Annotated in this window: 19 protein-coding genes; 11 read left to right on the top strand and 8 right to left on the bottom strand. The window is 63.8% G+C overall.

Annotated features, from left to right (window positions below; translation table 11 throughout):
- Nucleotides 1–308 precede the first annotated feature (308 nt).
- The gene (locus tag FJ980_RS02730) at nucleotides 309–755 is read right to left on the bottom strand and encodes a YcgN family cysteine cluster protein (RefSeq protein WP_140541414.1); all 447 of its coding nucleotides are present in this window, start codon (nucleotides 753–755) and stop codon (nucleotides 309–311) included.
- Between the two features lie 193 nt (nucleotides 756–948).
- On the opposite strand from FJ980_RS02730, the gene FJ980_RS02735 reads away from it, so the two are divergent.
- From FJ980_RS02735 to FJ980_RS02745, 3 genes are all read left to right on the top strand, one after another.
- Nucleotides 949–3,249, top strand: a complete 2,301-nt coding sequence (locus FJ980_RS02735) for an OmpA family protein (RefSeq protein ID WP_140541415.1) — start codon at nucleotides 949–951, stop codon at nucleotides 3,247–3,249.
- A gap of 575 nt (nucleotides 3,250–3,824) precedes the next feature.
- Nucleotides 3,825–4,061, top strand: coding sequence for a type II toxin-antitoxin system ParD family antitoxin (locus FJ980_RS02740; protein WP_140541416.1), 237 nt, complete (start codon nucleotides 3,825–3,827; stop codon nucleotides 4,059–4,061).
- Nucleotides 4,058–4,351 carry a type II toxin-antitoxin system RelE/ParE family toxin gene (locus FJ980_RS02745; RefSeq protein WP_140541417.1) on the top strand — a complete coding sequence of 98 codons (294 nt, stop codon included), beginning with the start codon at nucleotides 4,058–4,060 and terminating at the stop codon, nucleotides 4,349–4,351. The genes FJ980_RS02740 and FJ980_RS02745 overlap by 4 nt, the downstream gene beginning before the upstream one ends.
- On the opposite strand, the gene FJ980_RS02750 is transcribed toward FJ980_RS02745, so the two are convergent.
- Nucleotides 4,348–5,214 (bottom strand): NAD(P)-dependent oxidoreductase, encoded by an 867-nt coding sequence (locus FJ980_RS02750; protein ID WP_140541418.1) that lies wholly within the window; start codon nucleotides 5,212–5,214, stop codon nucleotides 4,348–4,350. The genes FJ980_RS02745 and FJ980_RS02750 overlap by 4 nt on opposite strands.
- A 158-nt stretch (nucleotides 5,215–5,372) precedes the next feature.
- On the opposite strand from FJ980_RS02750, the gene FJ980_RS02755 reads away from it, so the two are divergent.
- Nucleotides 5,373–5,639, top strand: coding sequence for a type II toxin-antitoxin system VapB family antitoxin (locus FJ980_RS02755; RefSeq protein WP_140541419.1), 267 nt, complete (start codon nucleotides 5,373–5,375; stop codon nucleotides 5,637–5,639).
- Nucleotides 5,636–6,025: a type II toxin-antitoxin system VapC family toxin gene (locus FJ980_RS02760; RefSeq protein ID WP_140541420.1), complete on the top strand. Its 390-nt coding sequence runs from the start codon at nucleotides 5,636–5,638 to the stop codon at nucleotides 6,023–6,025. The genes FJ980_RS02755 and FJ980_RS02760 overlap by 4 nt, the downstream gene beginning before the upstream one ends.
- 4 nt (nucleotides 6,026–6,029) lie before the next feature.
- On the opposite strand, the gene FJ980_RS02765 is transcribed toward FJ980_RS02760, so the two are convergent.
- Together FJ980_RS02765 and FJ980_RS02770 are read right to left on the bottom strand one after the other, a co-directional pair.
- Entirely contained in the window at nucleotides 6,030–6,692 is a 663-nt protein-coding gene (locus tag FJ980_RS02765) for a helix-turn-helix transcriptional regulator (RefSeq protein ID WP_140541421.1), read from the bottom strand.
- Nucleotides 6,693–6,700: 8 nt separating this feature from the next.
- The gene (locus tag FJ980_RS02770) at nucleotides 6,701–7,576 is read right to left on the bottom strand and encodes a S1C family serine protease (protein WP_140541422.1); all 876 of its coding nucleotides are present in this window, start codon (nucleotides 7,574–7,576) and stop codon (nucleotides 6,701–6,703) included.
- 216 nt (nucleotides 7,577–7,792) lie between these two features.
- Between FJ980_RS02770 and FJ980_RS02775 the strand changes: the two genes are divergently transcribed.
- A complete protein-coding gene (locus FJ980_RS02775; RefSeq protein ID WP_140541423.1) occupies nucleotides 7,793–8,740 on the top strand; it encodes a trypsin-like peptidase domain-containing protein in 948 nt (315 codons plus the stop codon).
- Between the two features lie 15 nt (nucleotides 8,741–8,755).
- Here the strand turns inward: FJ980_RS02775 and FJ980_RS02780 are convergent, their stop codons facing one another.
- Complete coding sequence (locus FJ980_RS02780) at nucleotides 8,756–9,181, bottom strand: VOC family protein (protein ID WP_140541424.1); 426 nt, start codon at nucleotides 9,179–9,181, stop codon at nucleotides 8,756–8,758.
- Between the two features lie 66 nt (nucleotides 9,182–9,247).
- On the opposite strand from FJ980_RS02780, the gene FJ980_RS02785 reads away from it, so the two are divergent.
- Nucleotides 9,248–9,874, top strand: coding sequence for a TetR/AcrR family transcriptional regulator (locus FJ980_RS02785; RefSeq protein WP_140541425.1), 627 nt, complete (start codon nucleotides 9,248–9,250; stop codon nucleotides 9,872–9,874).
- Here the strand turns inward: FJ980_RS02785 and FJ980_RS02790 are convergent.
- Complete coding sequence (locus tag FJ980_RS02790; protein ID WP_140541426.1) at nucleotides 9,816–10,763, bottom strand: LysR family transcriptional regulator; 948 nt, start codon at nucleotides 10,761–10,763, stop codon at nucleotides 9,816–9,818. The genes FJ980_RS02785 and FJ980_RS02790 overlap by 59 nt on opposite strands.
- 114 nt (nucleotides 10,764–10,877) lie before the next feature.
- Between FJ980_RS02790 and FJ980_RS02795 the strand changes: the two genes are divergently transcribed.
- The 4 genes from FJ980_RS02795 (at nucleotide 10,878) to FJ980_RS02815 (ending at nucleotide 16,989) form a co-directional block, all read left to right on the top strand.
- Nucleotides 10,878–11,516 carry an FMN-dependent NADH-azoreductase gene (locus FJ980_RS02795; protein ID WP_140541427.1) on the top strand — a complete coding sequence of 213 codons (639 nt, stop codon included), beginning with the start codon at nucleotides 10,878–10,880 and terminating at the stop codon, nucleotides 11,514–11,516.
- Nucleotides 11,517–11,946: 430 nt separating this feature from the next.
- On the top strand, nucleotides 11,947–12,879 hold the full coding sequence (locus FJ980_RS02805) for a 3-keto-5-aminohexanoate cleavage protein (protein WP_140541428.1): 933 nt from the start codon (nucleotides 11,947–11,949) through the stop codon (nucleotides 12,877–12,879).
- A 157-nt stretch (nucleotides 12,880–13,036) separates the two neighbouring features.
- Nucleotides 13,037–14,419 carry a 3' terminal RNA ribose 2'-O-methyltransferase Hen1 gene (locus FJ980_RS02810; protein ID WP_140541429.1) on the top strand — a complete coding sequence of 461 codons (1,383 nt, stop codon included), beginning with the start codon at nucleotides 13,037–13,039 and terminating at the stop codon, nucleotides 14,417–14,419.
- Nucleotides 14,416–16,989: a polynucleotide kinase-phosphatase gene (locus tag FJ980_RS02815; protein ID WP_140541430.1), complete on the top strand. Its 2,574-nt coding sequence runs from the start codon at nucleotides 14,416–14,418 to the stop codon at nucleotides 16,987–16,989. Before FJ980_RS02810 ends, FJ980_RS02815 begins: the two co-directional genes overlap by 4 nt.
- Here the strand turns inward: FJ980_RS02815 and FJ980_RS02820 are convergent, their stop codons facing one another.
- Nucleotides 16,990–17,283 carry an HlyU family transcriptional regulator gene (locus FJ980_RS02820; protein ID WP_140541431.1) on the bottom strand — a complete coding sequence of 98 codons (294 nt, stop codon included), beginning with the start codon at nucleotides 17,281–17,283 and terminating at the stop codon, nucleotides 16,990–16,992.
- A 48-nt stretch (nucleotides 17,284–17,331) separates the two neighbouring features.
- Nucleotides 17,332–17,973 carry a TetR/AcrR family transcriptional regulator gene (locus tag FJ980_RS02825; protein WP_140541432.1) on the bottom strand — a complete coding sequence of 214 codons (642 nt, stop codon included), beginning with the start codon at nucleotides 17,971–17,973 and terminating at the stop codon, nucleotides 17,332–17,334.
- Between the last annotated feature and the right edge of the window lie 82 nt (nucleotides 17,974–18,055).

The raw sequence follows: 18,055 nt of genomic DNA on the forward strand, positions 1-18,055 counted from the left end.
TTTTGGGCTGTCGCCCGTAGAACCGATGATTGGAAAATGCCTTTTTGCGTCTGAACCTTCCGCGAACCGGCCATTCATGTCCGGTTCATATAAGCGCGAACCCGCCAGGGTTCGTCGCTCGTGCCAAAACCGCGAACCCCTAGGTTCTAGGTGCGAACCCGCCAGGGTTCGTCGCTCATAGTGCTTAAAAGCGAGGTCCTTCAGGATTCTAAACGCGAACCCGCAGGGTTCGTCGTTCCTCGTCAAAGCGCCTCGTCAGGGTTCGTCATCCAGACGCGAACTGCTACGGTCGTCCAGACGCGAACCGGTTACGGTTCGTCGTCCAATATATAATCAAAATAATCGTCCGGCTCGGCCAGATCGGTTTCCTTGGCCTTCACCCGGCCCCGGATCGAGATGCCGGCTTCGTGCACGGTCTCAGCGCTTCCCGAAACAAGTCTGTGCCACCAGTAGAGATCATGGCCCTCGGCGATAAGCCGGTAGGCACAGGTCTTTGGCAGCCAGGTGATGGTGCGCACGTTCTGCGGCGTCAGGCCGACGCAATCGGGCACCCGCGCCAGGCGGTTGGCATAGTCGGAGCAGCGGCAGTTCTCGGCGTCGAACAGCCTGCAGCCGACGCTCGTCCAGAAGATCTCGCCCGTATCCTCGTCCTCGAGCTTCGACAGGCAGCATTTGCCGCAGCCGTCGCAAAGCGATTCCCATTCGGCCGGGGTCATCGCCTCAAGCGTCTTGGTTTTCCAGAATGGCGCGGTCATTTGGCTGGATTTGGCCCTCCGCGGCCTTGCGGTCAAGCGCTGTGTGGCGGCGACCCAGTATCAACATTAGAAAAACACGAAATTGCCTTCAAAAGGCCGGCCAGGCATCCTTGGTTGGCGCCAATGCCCGACGGAACCAATTATGGTTGATGAAAGTTTGGGCAGGGATGGGACCCCATTAGGAGAAATCGATATGAAACGCCAACCACGGATTCTGGCGGGCACGGCAATCGGCCTGCTTATGGCATCCGCGCCGTTGGGCGCGTACCCGCTGCAGGGGGGGGTCGCTTCCGGCGGCCTGCATGGAGCGCCGCTCGTGCTGGCTCAGGCCGCCTGCGCCGAAGGGCAGTCGGCCGAAGAATGCGCGCAGGGTGGAGCTGAACAGCCGCGTAAAAAAAAGCGCGAGCAGCAGCAGCAAAGCGAATCGGCGCCGGCCGAACAGGCCGCGCCCGCCGAGTCCGAGCAACAGCCGCGCAAGAAGCGGCACGAGCAGCAGCAGACGGAGGGCGCCCAGTCCGGGGAAGCTGCACCGGCCGAGCAGCAGTTCAAGCCACGCAAGAAGCGCGACCAACAGCAGCAGATCGAAGCAGCGCCCGCCGACCAGGGCGGCCAGCCTGCGGCCGACGAGCAGCAGTTCAAGCCGCGCAAGAAGCGCGACCAGCAGACCGAAGCTGCTCCAGCCGATCAGGGCAGTCAGCCTGCAACCGAAGAGCAGCAGCCACGTAAGAAGAAGCGCAACCAGCAGGCCGAAACGGCGCCGGCTGAGCAACCGGCCGAGCAGGCCGCACCGGACCAGCAGCAACAACTGCGCAAGAAGAAGCTCAATCAGCAGCAGCAAAGCGAGACGGCTCCGGCCGAGCAGGCCACGCCCGACCAGCAGCAGCAACTGCGCAAGAAGAAGCTCAATCAGCAGCAGCAGGAAGCCGCACCCGCGGAACAGCCGTCAGAACAGCCGGCAAATGACAACCAGCCCGGCAAGCGGCGCAAGCAGGCCCAGCAACCTGCCGAGCAAAGCCAGACCCCTGCCGAACAGACGCCAGCAGGCCAGGGTTCTCGCAAGCTCAAGCCGTTGCCGGTTCCCGGAACCGCGCAGGCACCTGCCGAGACCGAGCAAGCGCCGGCTCAACAGGAACAGCTTTCGAACCAGAACAAGAGGCAGGCCAAGAAACCGCTGACCGAGCAGCCCGCAACCGGGCAGCAGCAGCCTGCCACTGGTGAACAGCCGGCCAACAATCAGCCTGCCAACAATAACCAGCCCGAAAGCGGCGGCAATGCCGCGCAGGGCGCGGCGCCTGCCAATCCGAACGAGGCACCTGTGCTTGACAGCCAGAAGGATGCCATGCGCAGGCACAAGGGCCGCCAGCCGGCCGGCCAGAACGAGACTGGCCAAGCCGGCGCTGAACAGAGCGGTAATCAAGCCGAGCAGCAGGGCGGCAATCAGGCCGGGCAACAAGCCGGCCAGCAGGCCGAGAAGCAGGCTCCCGTAAATCAGGGCCCGCCGCCCACCGACGACAAGTCGGCGCAGCAGGCGATCAAGCCCGAAAAGATCGTCCCAGTGGACCAGGAGAAGGGCAAGCGGATCGAGCTTACGCCCGAGCAGGTTGTCCGCGAGCGTCGCCGGCCGCAGGGTGCCGACGTGGTGAAGCAGTTCGGCGACCGGGTGATCCTTCAGTTCAACAACCAGACATTCGTGGAAAGCAACGAAGCTCCTCGCATCACCCGCGGCGCCAGGGATGTTTACTACGAGGATCTTTCGGGCGGCCGCACCCGCGAAATCGTGGAGCGCGACAACGGCGTCAGGATCATCACCATCCGCAACCGTAATGGCGACGTCGTCCGGCGATCTCGCGTTACATCGGATGGCCGCGAATATGTGCTGAGCTATGTCGACGAGCGCTACTATAACGACGTCGACGAGTGGCGCGATCCCGGCGACGACCTGCCACCGATGCGGCTCGACATCCCGCGCCGGGACTACATCCTGGATTCGGAGGAAGTCGAGGATCCGGACGAATATTATACCTTCCTCGAGCAGCCGCCGGTAGAAAGGGTGCAGCGCCTCTACTCGATCGACGAGGTCAAGCGCTCGGCCCGCGTGCGCGACATCGCCCGGCGTATCGATCTCGACACGCTGAACTTCGACTTCGGCTCGGCCACGATCTCCGACACCGAGGTGCAGAAGCTCGAAGGCGTGGCCACCGCCATGGAAAAGCTTCTGAAGAAGAACCCGGCCGAGACCTTCCTGATCGAAGGCCACACCGACGCCGTCGGCACGCCGGACGCGAACCTCGCTCTGTCGGACCGCCGCGCCGAGGCGGTGGCCGAGGCGCTCACCAACGCCTTTGGCATCCCGGCCGAGAACCTCACCACGCAGGGTTATGGCGAGGAGTATCTCAAGGTGAACACGCCCGGTCCGAACCGCGAGAACCGGCGTGTCGCCATCCGCCGCATCACTTCGCTGGTGGCGCCGGTGGCGAGCAACAGCGGGCAGTGATCGATGCATGTCGCCCAGAACTGTGCAGCGGTTTTGGGACAACAACATGCATTGAAAGGAGACGTAAACTGCGACGCGCTGAATCCGTTTCAGCGCGTCGCGGTTTAGCGTTTGATTTCAAGATGCTGTCCGGATTTTCGGAATCAGCGCGCAAGATGAAAGTCCGTCGCCCGGATGGGCTTTTTTCCTTGCCGGCTCAAGAAGAATTGTCCTGCCTGGCCCGCCCTGCTCATTGAATTGCCGCATTGCGGCACCCAGATTCCAGACAGGGCGTTCCCTGCCCTGTCCCGACTCCAGCGGGACACGTCGAGCCCCGCCGGGCCCCCTCCCCGGCGGGGTTTTTTGCCTTGAAAACCTGTGTCACCTGGCCGAAATACGCCCAGAGCAAATTCCAGGAAAAGTGTGAGCGGTTACGCCCGGCGCCTTCGCCGTAGCCTTCCGTCTGGACTTGCGTCAAAACAAAAGATGGAGCGGTTCGCCTTTTCCGTGAAACGGTGAAACGCTCCGACGGATTTGGCCTAGGCTTGTCAGCTTGACGGCGCCTTGATACCATCTATTGGTATTGGAGATGAGAGATGCCCAAAAACACCTCCGTGACCCTTGGCGATCAGTATGATGCTTTCATCCAACGGCAAATAGCGAAAGGCCGCTTCGGCTCGGCAAGTGAAACCGTCCGTGCCGGTCTTCGCCTTCTCGAAGAACAAGAATTGAAACTCGAGCAGCTGCGTGCCGCTATCGACGAAGGAGACATGTCGGGCAACCCCGAGCCGTTCGACATTGAGGCGTTTCTGAAGGCAAAGAAACGCGGATGAAAAGAACGGTCCGGTTTTCGCCGAAAGCGAGGCGGGACCTTGATGGTATCTGGGATTATTCGCTGAGCCAATGGGGCGCAGAGCGGGCAGAAGCCTACATCCGCTCCATCCACTCCATGATCAATCTGATAGACCAGTTTCCGGCGATAGCACGAAACGCGTCGGATGTTCGACCTGGCCTGCTGAAATATTCAGTCGGCTCGCACGTCGTGTATCTGCGGATGAGTGGGCAATCCATTGACGTTGTTCGTATTTTACATCAACAGATGGATTATCCGAGACACCTCTAAAAGGCTCGCGTTATCTTCGTGTTCGAATTGGCGAACACCTCGTCAGGAACAAAGAAATCGCCGGCAAGTGCCCCTTTGGCGTCCGGCGCATAGATCGAAAAGTCCGTCACGCCTTCGGCGCGCAGCACCTCTTCGTCGATGTAGAAATTGCCGGTCGCTTCGCGCGACGGGCGCATGAAGATCGCATGCGCGGCGTCGGCCATGATGTCGGGCGAGCGGCTCATCGCGGCCACTGTGGCGCCGCCCAGAAGATTGCGTACGGCCGCGGTATCGATGGTGGAGATCGGCCATAGCGAATTGACCGCGATACCGTCCTTGACGAATTCGGCGCTCATGCCCAGCGTGCACATCGACATGCCGAACTTGGCCATGGTGTAGGCGACATGGTTCTTGAACCACTTGGCCTTCATGTCGAGCGGCGGCGACAGATTCAGGATGTGAGGATTCTTTGCCAACTTAAGGTGGGGAACGCACATTTTGGAGACCAGGAAGGTGCCGCGCGTATTGATCTGGTGCATCAGGTCGTAGCGCTTCATGTCGGTCTCCAGCGTGCCGGTGAGCTGGATGGCGCTGGCATTGTTGACGCAGACGTCGATGCCGCCGAACCGCTCGACGGTTCTTGCCACCGCATCGGCGACCTGCGCCTCGTCGCGGATGTCGCAAAGCACCGGCAGCGCCTTGCCGCCGGCCCGCTCGATCTCTTCCGCCGCGCTGTAGATGGTGCCCGGCAGCTTCGGATGCGGCTCGGCGGTCTTGGCCGCGATCGTCACATTGGCGCCGTCGCGCGCCGCGCGCAGCGCGATCGCCAGCCCGATGCCACGCGATCCGCCCGAGATGAACAGCGTCTTTCCGTGGAGCGACATTTTTTGCCTCCCGTCATTCTTCGGTGCGATCCTTGCCCGCACCGACCCGCGGACACAAGGGCGCGCGCATGTGGTCCGTGATGACGCTGCGGAGCCTTGTCGTCTTGCCGAGCTTTGCAGGAGCGATATATATTCTAGACAAGCAGGTAGAATATATAATGGCTCTATCGATCAAGAATTTGGAAGTCGAGCAGTTGGCGCGCGAGCTAGCCCGCCGACGTCGCGTGTCGGTGACGGAGGCGATCCGTCAGTCCCTCGAGCGCGAAGTTGCACGCGAGCGGCTTGTGCCTCGCGACGAAAGCAGCGATCTTTTTCAACGTCTGATGGCGATTTCGGACAGCGGCGCGCGGATTCCGAGGCGGGAAAATGCGATGACCGAGGATGAGATCCTCGGTTACGACGATCTTGGAATCCCGACGCGATGATCATCGATTCATCGGCCCTGGTCGCGATCCTCCGCGCCGAGCCGGGTCATGATCGTTTCGTGCGGGCGATTGCGAATGCCACAAGGCGATTGATCGCAGCGCCCACCCTTCTCGAAACGAGCATGGTGCTCGCCGGCGGGTGGCAGGATGAAATCCTGGAGCCGTTCGACGCCTTCCTGCGCACGGCTTCGATCGAGACGATCGCCTTCACCGCCGACCACACGGCCATCGCGCGCTACGCTTTCCTGCGCTACGGCAAGGGTCGTCATCCCGCAGCGTTGAACTTTGGCGCCTGCATCGCTTACGCCACCGCCCGGCTCGAGGCGATGCCGCTTCTGTTCAAGGGCGACCATTTTCGGCTCACCGATATCGAACCCGCTGTTTGAGGCGTCAAACCAGCACCAGCCCCTGCCGCATCGCGATAGCAATCGCGTCCGTGCGGTTGGCGGCGCCGAGCTTGATCAGGATGGCGGCGACATGGAACTTCGCCGTGTGCACGGAAATGTTGAGCCGCCGGGCGATGACCTTGTTTGGCGCGCCTTCGGCGAGCAGCGCCAACACCTCCGCCTCGCGCGGCGACAAAGCCGGGCGAGGCTGGTTGTCGTCAGGCGTCTCTTCCTCGACAGGCTCGTCATCGTGGAAATCGCCATGCGCGGCCTCCGACGGCGCCGCCTTGCCGACGCGGTAGCCTGAGGCCGCCAATCGCGCCGCGGCGGCGATCAGCAGGCCATCTGCGGAGGCAGGCAGCACGGCCAGCACGTTGTCTGCCACCTGCTCGCTGCCCGCACGCCGCGAAAGCAGGACGATTGGGGTGGCCGAACTGACAACCCGGCTTTCCAGGCCGGCCTCATCGGCGATGGCGACCTCCGCCATTTGGCCGACGCCGCTTCCAGCCAAGGCCGGCGCCAGATCGTCGCTCGCGGCCAGCGCATCGGCAAGCTGCTCGGCGCGCTGGGCATCGCCGAGCGCGACCAGCACCGTCAGCCGGTGAATTGCCGGCTCCGGCCTCGCGATCGCCGGTCTCGCGACTGCTTGTGCTGCGCTGTTTGCCATAGACCCTCTCAGCTCAGCGGCTTCTCGCCGATGGTGATCGAGACGTCGCGCTCAGCGCCGCCGCTTGAAACACCGAGCGTGACGGTGGTGCCGGCGCTGTCCGGCCCGAGCTTGCGGATAAGCTCGCGCGGACCATGCACCGCCTCGCCGTTCCAGGCGACGACGATGTCGCCGACATGCAGGCCGGCGGCCTTGGCAGGGCCGTTATCGTCGAGGCTCATCACCATGGCGCCTTTCGTGTCGCCATTGCGGATCGGATGCAGCCCGGCGCCGAGATAGCCGCGCGCGACATGGCCCTTCTCGCGCAGCGTCGCCACCGCGCGCTCGATCGTCTCGTAGGGCATCACCAGCGTCCGCCGGCGCGGCCCGAACAAGAGCATGCCGATCACGCCGCCCTTGGCGTCGAGCACCGGCCCGCCCTCGAAGCGCCCGCCGGTGTTGATGGCAAGATTGATGCGCCGGTCGATCGTGCCGCCGCGCATCGAGCGCCAGGCCGGCCCGACCTCGCCGACCGTGCCGAGCACCGCAAGCGCGGCGCCGTCGCTGTTGCCGGCCGCAATCGCGATGTGGCCGGGCCGCACGGCGCTGGCCTGAGCCAGTTGCGGCAACCCGGCGGCCCCGGAAGCAGGCCTCAACAGGGCAACGCCCGTCGAAGGATCGCGTCCGACGAGCTCGGCCTTGACAGTTTCGCCGGAAGCCAGCGTCAATTCGGTCTCCTCGCCGGCTTCGACCGCTTCCTCGGCGGTGACGAAATAGCCGTCGCGCCAATGGAAGGCGCTCGCGGTGCGGTGATGGTGCGTGACGAAACTCGCCAGCGCGGGGGCGGCGGAAGCCGCGATATCGGCGATCGCGTCGGAAAAGGCACTGAGGTTGAAGTCGCTCATAAGACTGTCTCCTGGGTTCGTGACCCAGATATCGCTCGGCAACAGCGCCGCGGGTACTCGCCTGACGGCTAGTCGCCGGCCGGACTGGCCATCTGGTCAGGTCGCGGCAATTGCGGCTGCTCCGCACATATAGTGCGTGTCGCCCAAAAGTGCTGCGCGGTTCTTGGGGCAACGACACGCGCCAAGGAAAACATCATTCCACGAGGGAACACGCCGATGGCTTTCGCAGCCGAAAAACTTCCGTCTGACGACAGTCTGCTCGACGCCTATTCGGCGACGGTCGCCGACGCCGTCGACCGCATTGGACCGGCCGTGTGCCGCATCGAGCGCATCGGCGCCGGCGGCCACGGCTCCGGCTTCGTCATCGCGCAGGACGGGCTGGTTGTCACCAACTTCCATGTCGTCGGCGACGCGCGCGCCGTGCGCGTCACCATGCCGGACGGCGCCTCGCGCGAAGGCCACGTGCTTGGCCGCGATCCCGACACCGACATCGCGCTTGTGCGCGCCGACGGCAGCTTCGCCGACATTGCGCCGCTCGGCGATTCCAAGCGCCTTCGCCGCGGCCAGATCGCGATTGCGATCGGCAATCCGCTCGGTTTCGAATGGACCGTCACCGCCGGCGTCGTCTCGGCGCTCGGCCGCTCGATGCGCGCCTCGACCGGCCGGTTGATCGACGACGTCATCCAGACCGATGCCGCGCTCAATCCCGGCAATTCCGGCGGACCGCTGGTTTCGTCGGCGGGCGAGGTGATCGGCGTCAACACCGCCATGATCCATGGCGCGCAGGGCATCGCCTTCGCGGTCGCGTCCAATACCGCCAATTTCGTCATCTCTGAAATCATCCGCTTCGGCCGCGTGCGCCGCGCCTTCATCGGCGTTTCCGCCGACACGACCAACCTGCCGCGCCGTGCGGCACTTCTGTCGCAGGTGACCACGAACACGGCGGTGCGCCTGCGCAGCGTCGAGAAGAACGGTCCCGCCGCCAAGGCCGGCCTGAAGGAAGGCGACATCGTCGCTGCAATAGACGGCCGGCCGGTCACCGGCGTCGACGACCTCGTGCGCATGCTCGATGCCGAGCGCATCGGCCGCGAGACGCTCTGCACGGTCGTTCGCCGCACCGGCGTTTCCCAGGTTATGGTGACGCCGGTGGCGCGGACGAGCTAAGATCGCCGCGCCGGCCTATCCCCCGGTCACGCCCTCGGCATATTGCGCCAGGAATTCCTCGCTCGGCGGGATCGGCTTGATGACGTCGATCAGCACGCCGTTGGGGTCCCTGGTGATGAAATGGCGCTGGCCGAAGGGCTCGTCGCGTAGCGTGCGCAGGATCGGCAATCCTGCGGCGACGACCCGCTCATAGACGGCATCGGGATCGCGGACCTCGAAATTGATCAGCAGGCCCGACGTGCGCCCCCGCCCTTCTTGCGGGATCGTCTCATGGTCGCCCTGGACGATGCCAAGATTGACGCGCTTGTACTCGCTGGAGCGCAGATGCACATACCAGTCGCTCGCAAACAGCGGCTCGAAGCGGAAATGCTCGACATAAAAATCCGCAGTGCCTGCGACATCATCCGTCATCAGCACGGGATAATAGCTTGTCGTCTTCATCTTTCCTTCTCCTCTCATCCAACATACAGTCTGTATGTAAATGCAAATAACATACAGGCTGCATGTATGCAACAAGAGTCCGGACGCCGTTCCAACCGCGACCGCACCGAGGCGACGCGCGCCGATCTGATCCGTGCGGCGCGAAAGCTGTTCACGGAAAAATCCTATGCCGAGACCGGCACGCCGGAGATCGTCGCCGAGGCCGGCATGACGCGCGGCGCGCTCTACCATCACTTCGCCGACAAGCAGGCGCTGTTCGCGGCAGTCGTCGAACAGGAAGCCGCGGCCGTGGCGGCCGAGATCGACCATGCCTCGCCGTCGTCGTTATCCGCGCGTGACGCGCTGATCGCCGGCTCGGACGCCTATCTCGAGGCAATGCGAGCGCCCGGCCGCACGCGGCTTCTGCTGCTTGACGGGCCGGCCGTGCTCGGGCGCGCCGCCATGGACGAGATCGACAGCCGCCACGGCAACCGCTCGTTGCGCGAAGGTTTGGTCGCTGCGATGCGCGCGCAGGCAATGACCAGATTGCCGGTCGAGGCGCTGACCGCTTTGCTGGCGGCCGCCTTCGATCGGGCCGCTTTAGCCATCGAGGCCGGCGCGTCCGGCGAGGATTACCGCGCGGTGATGATCGCACTCATGGACGGCTTGTCTCCGGCTCCTCCTCCGTCCAAACGCCCGGCTCCATCTCGTTGAAGCAGCCGAGTTGCCGCTTGAACTCGTCGATCAGCCAGGATGCCGCCGGCTTGGGGCTGCGGTCGGTGCGGTGCATGGCATAAAGCGGCGAGCGCACCTCGCGATAGGGCTCCAGTTCGAGCTCGACCAGTCGGCCGCTGGCCAGGTCGTCGGCAATCAACCAGCGCGGCAGGCCGCCCCAGCCGAGACCTTCGCGCATCAAGGCATGCTTGGTGCGCACGTCCGTCAATCGCCAGGTCCGATAGGCAAACACGCCGTAGTCGCGCCCGCGCGTCCGCTCCGACTGGTCGGAGACGACGAGCTGGATATGCTCGCGCAGATCCTCGACGGCAACCGGCTTCGGTAGTTTGGCCAATGGGTGATCGGGGGCCGCCGCAGGCACCATCGAAGTGAAGCCTATGCGCAGCAGATTGACGTCGGCATCGCCGTGCAGGCCGCCGAAGCCGAGATCCGACTGGCCGTTGAGGACTTGGTCGACGATCAGGCCGAGCGAGCCGATATAAAGCCTCAGCATCACCGCCGGGAACTGGGCCTCGAAGGCCTTGAGCACGCGCACCAGTGCCGGTGAAGGCAGCGCCACGTCGACCGACACCGTCACTTCCGCCTCCAGCCCTTGCCGGTAGCCGTCGGCGCGCGAGCGGATGCGATGCAGCACGCCGATCATGCGCCGCGCATCCTCGAGCATCGCCTTGCCGACATCGGTCAGTTGCGGCTCGCGCACGCCTTCGCGTTCGAACAGTTTCAGGCCGAGCTGTGCTTCGAGATTGGCGACGCCGTAGCTCACCACCGACTGCGCCCGGTTGAGCTTGCGTCCCGCGGCCGAGAAGCTGCCGGTATCGGCCACCGCTACCAGGATTTGGAGCTGATCCAATGTTGGGTTCGGCTGCATGCGCATCCCATCCATTTTATAGATTGATTGTATGCATATTATACCAGTTATCCTGATATGGCGGCAATCCCATATTGGCCGGGAAGTTCAATCCAACCCCAAGGGGACACCGCCATGTCTACTCTTCTCGTCACCTCCAGCCCGCGCGGCGACGCTTCGCACTCGACCCGCGTCGCCACCGATCTTGCCCGGAAGCTCGCTGCCGCCGATCCGGCCAACACGCTTGTCGTGCGCGATCTGGTCACCAATCCGCTGCCGCATATCGACCCTGATTACGCTACCGGCATCTACACGCCGGCCGAAGCGCGCACGCCGCGCCAGGCCGAGGTCGTCGGCGTTTCCGACGCCGTGCTCGACGAGCTTTTCGCTGCCGACACCGTGATCCTCGCGACAGGCTTCATCAACTTCAACATCTCCTCGACGTTGAAGTCCTGGGTCGACCACGTCGCCCGCTCCGGCAAGACCTTTGCCTATGGCGAAGGCGGCCCGAAGGGCCTCGTCAACGGCAAGAAGGTCTATATCGTGCTCGCTTCCGGCGGCATCTATTCCGAAGGCGCCGCGGTGCAGATGGATCATGCGGTTCCCTATCTGCGCAGCGTGCTCGGCTTCCTCGGCATGACCGACGTCGAAGTCATCCGCGTCGAAGGCGTCGGCATGGGCGCCGACGCCGTCGCGGCGGCGCTTGCCAAAGCCACCGCCAAGGTCGACGCGATCGCTGCTGCCAATGCGGATCGGGCTGCAGTCGCGGCCTGATAATATCTGGAAACCAAGAAGGCGGGCGCCGATCAGCGCCCGCCTCTTTTTGCATTTTCGCCCCGCTGCAGCGGCGGCAGCACCACGGCCGGATGGCGGTGCTCGCGCAGGATCAGCCTCGCGGCGCCGAGCGCGATCCGATATCCTGCTCTGCCGACAGCGATCCGACCGCCGCCTGCGCAAACAGCTGGAACGACTTTTTCTTCCCCCTGGTCCTGATTACCTCCGACAATTTGAAGACACTGCCTTAAGGGCTGACCGTGTTCGTCGACGAATTCACCACCGACTTGGGGTGCTGTTCACCGGGCTGACACTGGCGGCGCTGCCGATTACCCTGCTCTACCTCGTCCTGTCGAAGCGGTTCATTTCCGGCATCACGCAAGGCGGGGTCAATTAGGCGCAATCCAACAACGAAGTCAGGGCATCAAAAGTGGCGAACCAGAACAAGATCATCATCACCTGCGCGGTCACAGGCTCGATCCACATGCCGTCAATGTCGCCGCATTTGCCGGTGACGGCGCAAGAGATCGCGACCGCGGCCATCCAGGCGGCCGAGGCAGGCGCGGCGATCGTCCACCTCCACGCCCGCAATCCGGTCGACGGACGCCCAGACCAGTCGACCGAGGCGTTCGCCCCGTTCCTGCAGATCATCAAGCAGCGCTCCAACTGCGTCGTCAACATCACCACCGGGGGTGCGGCGACGATGAGCGTGGAGGAGCGCGTCAGGCCGGCCAAGGTGTTCGCGCCGGAAGTCGCGTCGCTCAACATGGGCTCGATGAATTTCGCGCTGTTCCCGATGCTGGAGCGCTTCAAGACATTCGAGCATGACTGGGAGCGGCCCTATCTGGAATCCTCGCGCGACCGCATCTTCCGCAACACCTTCGGCGACATCGAGCACATCTTGCGCACCTGCGCTGACAACGGCACGCGCTTCGAGATCGAGTGCTACGACATCGGCCACCTCTACACGCTGGCGCATTTCGTCGAGCGCGGCCTGGTCAAGGCGCCGTTCTTCGTCCAGAGCGTGTTCGGCATCCTGGGCGGCATCGGCACCCACCCGGAAGACGTCGCCCATATGAAGCGCACGGCCGACCGCCTGTTCGGCAACGACTATCACTGGTCGGTGCTGGGCGCCGGCCGCCACCAACTACCGATCGCTACGCAGGCGATTGCGCTGGGCGGCAATGTGCGGGTCGGCCTGGAGGATTCGCTATGGATCGGCAAGGGCAAGCTCGCCCGCTCCAGCGCCGAACAGGTGACCAAGGTGCGCCAGATCATCGAAGGCCTCGGCGCCTCGATCGCCACGCCCGACGAAGCGCGGCAGATCCTCCAGCTCAAGGGCGGCGACAAGGTCGCTTTCTGACCGCTAATCCAAATTCCATAGTTTCGCCGCCTGGCTTTTTGTTTGGAAATACTGCCGCTCACAGGTACCAAGCGGTTTCTTTGCACTTCCCGGAAGGAAGTGGAAATAACTTGGTGGCACCATTGGTTATTCAATCGGGCTGCGTTATCGCTCGCCAATGTTCCTTTCAATCGCCACTACCCATCATCCGGCTACCGATCTCGGCTTCCTGCTGCACAAGCACCCCGAGCGCCTGCATGAGACCGATCTCTCTTTCGGCAAGGCATGGTTGTTCTATCCCGAGGCCAGCGAGGCGCGGTGCGAGGCCGCACTTCTGCTCGACGTCGACCCCGTTGGATTGGTGAGGGGCAAGGGTCGGGCGGACGGATTGCTGGATCAATATGTGAACGACAGGCCTTACGCGGCGTCTTCCTTTCTGTCCGTGGCGCTCAACAAGATGTTCCGGACGGCAATGAGCGGCATCTCCAAGGAACGCCCGCAACTCGCCGAAAGCGACCTGCCGCTGGAGGCTGTCGTGGCGCCCTTGCCGATGCGCGGCGGCGAGGCGATAGTGCGGCAGCTGTTCGAACCGCTGGGCTGGACCGTCGAGCTGACCCCAATCGAAGCCATCGGTGCCAGTTCGGGAGGGCTCCGTTACGGCCATCTGAAATTGTCCGGCCTCGGCCGGCTGAGCAATCTGCTCAACCACCTCTACGTCCTAATCCCGGTGATGGACGACGCCAAACATTACTGGGTCGGCGAAGACGAGGTCGACAAGCTGCTGTCCAAGGGTGCGGGATGGCTGGAGCACCACCCCGCCAAGGAGCTGATCGCGCGCCGCTATTTGCGCAACCGATCGGTTTTGGCCCGCGCGGCCCTGGCGCGACTGGTGCCTGAAACCGCGGCAGCGGAGACGCCAGTTGAAACCCGCAGCTCGCCCGAGGAAACGCTCGAGGCGCCCATCCGGCTGCACGACCGGCGCCTGGATGCGGTCGTCGAAGCCATCCGCGCGAGTGGCGGGAAAGTTGTCGCGGATCTGGGCTGCGGTGAAGGTAAGCTGCTCGACCGACTGATGCGCGAGCGATGGGTCCAAAAACTGTTCGGCTTGGACCCCGCGGTCCGCGAGCTCGAATGGGCGGCAAGGCGGCTGAGACTGAATGAAGCGGGCGGCCCGCCGGAAGGGCGCGTCACGCTGCTGCATGGTTCGTTGACTTACCGGGACAGTCGCTGGGCCGAAGCAGACGTCGCTGTCTTGGTCGAGGTCGTCGAACATCTCGACCAAGACAGGCTGCCTTTAGTCGAGCGGATTGTCTTTGGCGAAACCGCTCCAAAGACCGTTATCGTGACCACGCCCAATGCGGATTACAACGCGCTTTTCAGCAGTCTGCCCCCGGGCACTTTCCGTCATCCGGATCATCGCTTCGAGTGGAGCCGCACCGAGTTCAAAACCTGGACAGCTAGAATAGGCGAGACATACGGCTACGCCGCTGAAATCAGTGGCATAGGGGTTGAGGATGCCAACCTGGGCGCGCCTACACAGATGGCGGTGTTCACGCGATGAGGGAAGTCGACAAGACCAATCTGGAAATTCCGGATTTCGCACTGGTCGTGCTGATCGGCTCGACCGGGTCCGGTAAGTCGACTTTCGCCGCCAGGCATTTCCTGCCGACCGAGATCATCTCGTCTGACCGATGCCGTGGACTCGTCTCCGATGACGAAACCAATCAGGATGTTTCGGCCGACGCCTTCGAGCTGATGCGCGACATCATCGGCAAACGGCTAAAGCATCGCAAGCTGGCTGTGGTGGACGCTACCAATGTGAGGCCAGCGGATCGGAAGGCATGGATCGAACTGGCCCGCAAATGGCACGCCTTGCCGGTCGCCATCGTCCTCGACCCCGGTGTCGACATCTGCCTGGCGCGCAATGCAAGCCGACCGGACCGCTCCTTTGGCGCTGGGGTGGCTCAGCGCATGACAATGGAGATTCGCAAGGGTCTGGGCGGATTGCAGCGGGAAGGCTTTCGCCAGGTCTGGAAGCTCACCAGCGAAGCCAGCATTGAGGCCGCCAAAATCTCGCGCCAGCCGCTTTGGACCGACAAGCGTCACGATACCGGCCCCTTCGACATCATCGGCGACGTGCATGGCTGCGCCGACGAGCTCCAGGCCTTGCTCGGCAAACTCGGGTATGAGGTCGTCTGGTCGCAGGATCGCGGCGAGCGAACCGTGGCCGTCACTCCCCCAAATGGCCGCAAGCTTGTCTTTGTCGGCGATCTCGTCGACCGCGGTCCCAACACGCCCGATGTGCTGCGCGTCGCCATGAGCATGGTGGCGGCCGGAACCGCTTACTGCGTTCAAGGCAATCACGAACGCAAGCTCAGCCGCTGGCTGGAGGGCCGCAAGGTCACGGTCGCCCACGGCCTTCAACAGACCATCGACCAGTTGGACACGCAGGATCGCGGGCTGCGCGAAGCGCTGCCGGCCTTTCTCGACGACCTGCGCAGCCATGTCTGGCTGGACGGCGGACGCCTGGCCGTTGCCCATGCCGGGCTCAAGGAAGAGATGATCGGGCGAGGCTCGGGCGCCGTGCGCGAATTCGCACTCTATGGGGAGACGACCGGCGAGATCGACGAATTCGGCCTGCCGGTGCGGGCCGACTGGGCAGCCGCCTATCGCGGCAAGACGGCAGTAATCTATGGCCATACACCGATGCTGATGGCCGAATGGGTCAACAACACCCTGTGCATCGATACCGGCTGTGTGTTCGGCGGTAAGTTAACGGCCGTGCGCTGGCCGGAACGCGAGCTGGTTGAGGTGCCGGCAATCCGAACATGGTCGGAACCCATACGCCCGCTTGGCGCATCGAATATGGAGAAATCGGCACAGGCCGATGCCGATGGTGTGCTCGATATCGAAGATGTTTCCGGCCGCCGCTGGATCGAGACCGAGCTGAAAGGCCGGATCGTCGTGGCCGAGGAAAATGCGGCGGCCGCCCTAGAGGCCATGAGCCGTTTCGCCATAGCGCCCCAGTGGCTGGTGTACCTGCCGCCGACGATGTCGCCGTCCGAGACTAGCGGTCACCCCGACTGGCTTGAACGCCCGGAAGAGGCTTTTGCCTATTTTCGCGAGCGCGGCATAGCCGAGGTCGTGTGCGAACAAAAGCACATGGGTTCGCGGGCGATCGTCGCACTGTGCCGGACCGCGCAGGCGGCGCTGAGCCGCTTCGGCGTTTCGGGCGGCGAGACCGGCGCAATATGGACCCGGACAGGGCGTTCCTTCTTCGGCGACAACGCCATGACGGAAGGCCTGCTCGCTCGGCTTCGCGCAAGCGTCGATGCCGCTGGCCTCTGGGAGGAACTAAAAACCGACTGGCTGCTGCTCGACTCCGAAATCATGCCCTGGTCGGCCAAGGCACGCAGCCTCATCGAAAGTCAGTACGAACCAGTGGCGGCGTCGTCCGCGGCCGGTCTGCGGCTCTGTCGCGATGCCTTGGAGAGAGCGAAGGCGCGAGGCGTCGACGTGATGGATCTGAGCGCACGGTTCGCCGATCGGGCCATGCGCGCGGGCAAATACGCCGGCGCCTGGTCGCCCTATGTCTGGCCGGTTTCGAGCGTCGATGATCTCAGGGCGGCACCTTTCCATCTGCTGGCCAGCGAGGGCCGCGTCTGGTTCGACCATGACCACATCTGGCATATGTCGCTGGCCGATCGCCTCGCCGCGGAAGGCGTCGTCGTGCACACCAGATGGCGCAGCGTCGATCTGGCCGATGCCGGCGCCTGCACGGAGGCCGTCGCCTGGTGGGAGATGCTGATCGCTTCAGGCGGCGAAGGCATGGTGGTCAAGCCGCGGGATTTCATTAGCCGCGGCAAGAAGGGCCTCATCCAGCCGGCGCTCAAGGTGCGCGGCCAAGAATATCTGCGCATGATCTACGGCCCCGAATATGACGCCCCGGATAACCTTGTCCGGCTGCGGGAACGGCATCTGGGCGGCAAACGGAACCTGGCGCTCAGTGAGTTCGCGCTCGGTCACGAGGCGTTGAAGCGGTTTGTCGCGAGACAGCCGTTGCGGCGAGTCCACGAATGTGTCTTCGCTGTATTGGCGCTCGAGAGCGAGCCGATCGATCCGCGGCTCTAATTAGCCGAACATCCGCTCGCCTTGCTCGTCGACCAACTGGATGCCCTTCTTGATCGAGATGTCGACGGCGTCGTCCAATCCGGCGAAGCGGTCGGCGCGGATGAAGCGGTGCTCCTTCATCACGCCGTCCACTTCCTTCGAGACGACGCCGCAGGTCTGGTACTGGCCCTCGGCCTTGTAGGGCGTCGCGCTGATCAGGAACCCCTTGTGCTCGACCTGCTTGGCCGGCTTGGCGGTGCCGGCCTCCGTTGCCTCGCCACCGCCGCCGCCAAACAGCTTTTTCAGAAAAGACATTTTCAAAACTCCCATTCACGCGGGCACCAAGGATTCGCGGCGCCCCTGTTACGCAGGCTTTGCGTCAGCATGCGCGAATGCGCCGCCGTGTTCCAGCCCCTTGACGAAAACGCCGACCAGAAGCTCGACCTGACGCGAGATCTCCTCGGCCTGCCTGCTGTTCGAATTCGCCACATAGCCGCTGGTCACGATGCCGTGCACGCTCGACCACAAGGTCCGCGCCGCAAGCGCGCGGCGGTCGTCGTCGAGGCCGAAATCGCCGGCCTTGAGCACGCCGGCAACGATGTCGAAGAGCGCGTCGAGCAGCGCGTCATAGGCATCGGGGCCCGGTCGCGTCGCGCGGCGGCGGTTGAAGGCAAGCACCGCCGGCCAGCTGCCGGGATGCGCCTCGACGAAGCGCACATAGGCCGCCGCCATCGCCAGGATGCGATGCCGGACATCGGTCACCCCTTGCCTTTCGAGATCGGCCATGGCCGCCAAGCCTGTCGCGCCGAGCCGGTCGAGCAGCCGCATGTTGACGGCGCGGTGCACCTCGTCGAGATCGGCAAAGAGGTTATAGACGGATCCGACCGAGATGCCGGCCTGCTCGGCGATGGTGCGTGCCTTCAGATTGTCGGCGCCGCCCTCGTTGAGCAGCACCTCGGCAATGGCGAGCACCTTCTCGCTCATCTCTTCCTTGTCCAGCGCCATGCTTTCTTGTCCTTACGTCCGTAGTCGGCAAGCCCGCGATTCATTCCGTTGCTTGCGTTTACCATGTCCGGCGCCTCATGAA

This window comes from Mesorhizobium sp. B1-1-5 (assembly GCF_006443065.1).
In the GTDB taxonomy this organism is placed as follows: domain Bacteria; phylum Pseudomonadota; class Alphaproteobacteria; order Rhizobiales; family Rhizobiaceae; genus Mesorhizobium.

What these genes read in the sequence shown, in the direction of transcription:
- FJ980_RS02730 (WP_140541414.1), bottom strand. Translation starts at nt 755, where the DNA reads ATGACCGCGCCATTCTGGAAAACCAAGACGCTTGAGGCGATGACCCCG.
- FJ980_RS02735 (WP_140541415.1), top strand. Translation starts at nt 949, where the DNA reads ATGAAACGCCAACCACGGATTCTGGCGGGCACGGCAATCGGCCTGCTT.
- FJ980_RS02740 (WP_140541416.1), top strand. Translation starts at nt 3,825, where the DNA reads ATGCCCAAAAACACCTCCGTGACCCTTGGCGATCAGTATGATGCTTTC.
- FJ980_RS02745 (WP_140541417.1), top strand. Translation starts at nt 4,058, where the DNA reads ATGAAAAGAACGGTCCGGTTTTCGCCGAAAGCGAGGCGGGACCTTGAT.
- FJ980_RS02750 (WP_140541418.1), bottom strand. Translation starts at nt 5,214, where the DNA reads ATGTCGCTCCACGGAAAGACGCTGTTCATCTCGGGCGGATCGCGTGGC.
- FJ980_RS02755 (WP_140541419.1), top strand. Translation starts at nt 5,373, where the DNA reads ATGGCTCTATCGATCAAGAATTTGGAAGTCGAGCAGTTGGCGCGCGAG.
- FJ980_RS02760 (WP_140541420.1), top strand. Translation starts at nt 5,636, where the DNA reads ATGATCATCGATTCATCGGCCCTGGTCGCGATCCTCCGCGCCGAGCCG.
- FJ980_RS02765 (WP_140541421.1), bottom strand. Translation starts at nt 6,692, where the DNA reads ATGGCAAACAGCGCAGCACAAGCAGTCGCGAGACCGGCGATCGCGAGG.
- FJ980_RS02770 (WP_140541422.1), bottom strand. Translation starts at nt 7,576, where the DNA reads ATGAGCGACTTCAACCTCAGTGCCTTTTCCGACGCGATCGCCGATATC.
- FJ980_RS02775 (WP_140541423.1), top strand. Translation starts at nt 7,793, where the DNA reads ATGGCTTTCGCAGCCGAAAAACTTCCGTCTGACGACAGTCTGCTCGAC.
- FJ980_RS02780 (WP_140541424.1), bottom strand. Translation starts at nt 9,181, where the DNA reads ATGAAGACGACAAGCTATTATCCCGTGCTGATGACGGATGATGTCGCA.
- FJ980_RS02785 (WP_140541425.1), top strand. Translation starts at nt 9,248, where the DNA reads ATGCAACAAGAGTCCGGACGCCGTTCCAACCGCGACCGCACCGAGGCG.
- FJ980_RS02790 (WP_140541426.1), bottom strand. Translation starts at nt 10,763, where the DNA reads ATGCAGCCGAACCCAACATTGGATCAGCTCCAAATCCTGGTAGCGGTG.
- FJ980_RS02795 (WP_140541427.1), top strand. Translation starts at nt 10,878, where the DNA reads ATGTCTACTCTTCTCGTCACCTCCAGCCCGCGCGGCGACGCTTCGCAC.
- FJ980_RS02810 (WP_140541429.1), top strand. Translation starts at nt 13,037, where the DNA reads ATGTTCCTTTCAATCGCCACTACCCATCATCCGGCTACCGATCTCGGC.
- FJ980_RS02815 (WP_140541430.1), top strand. Translation starts at nt 14,416, where the DNA reads ATGAGGGAAGTCGACAAGACCAATCTGGAAATTCCGGATTTCGCACTG.
- FJ980_RS02820 (WP_140541431.1), bottom strand. Translation starts at nt 17,283, where the DNA reads ATGTCTTTTCTGAAAAAGCTGTTTGGCGGCGGCGGTGGCGAGGCAACG.
- FJ980_RS02825 (WP_140541432.1), bottom strand. Translation starts at nt 17,973, where the DNA reads ATGGCGCTGGACAAGGAAGAGATGAGCGAGAAGGTGCTCGCCATTGCC.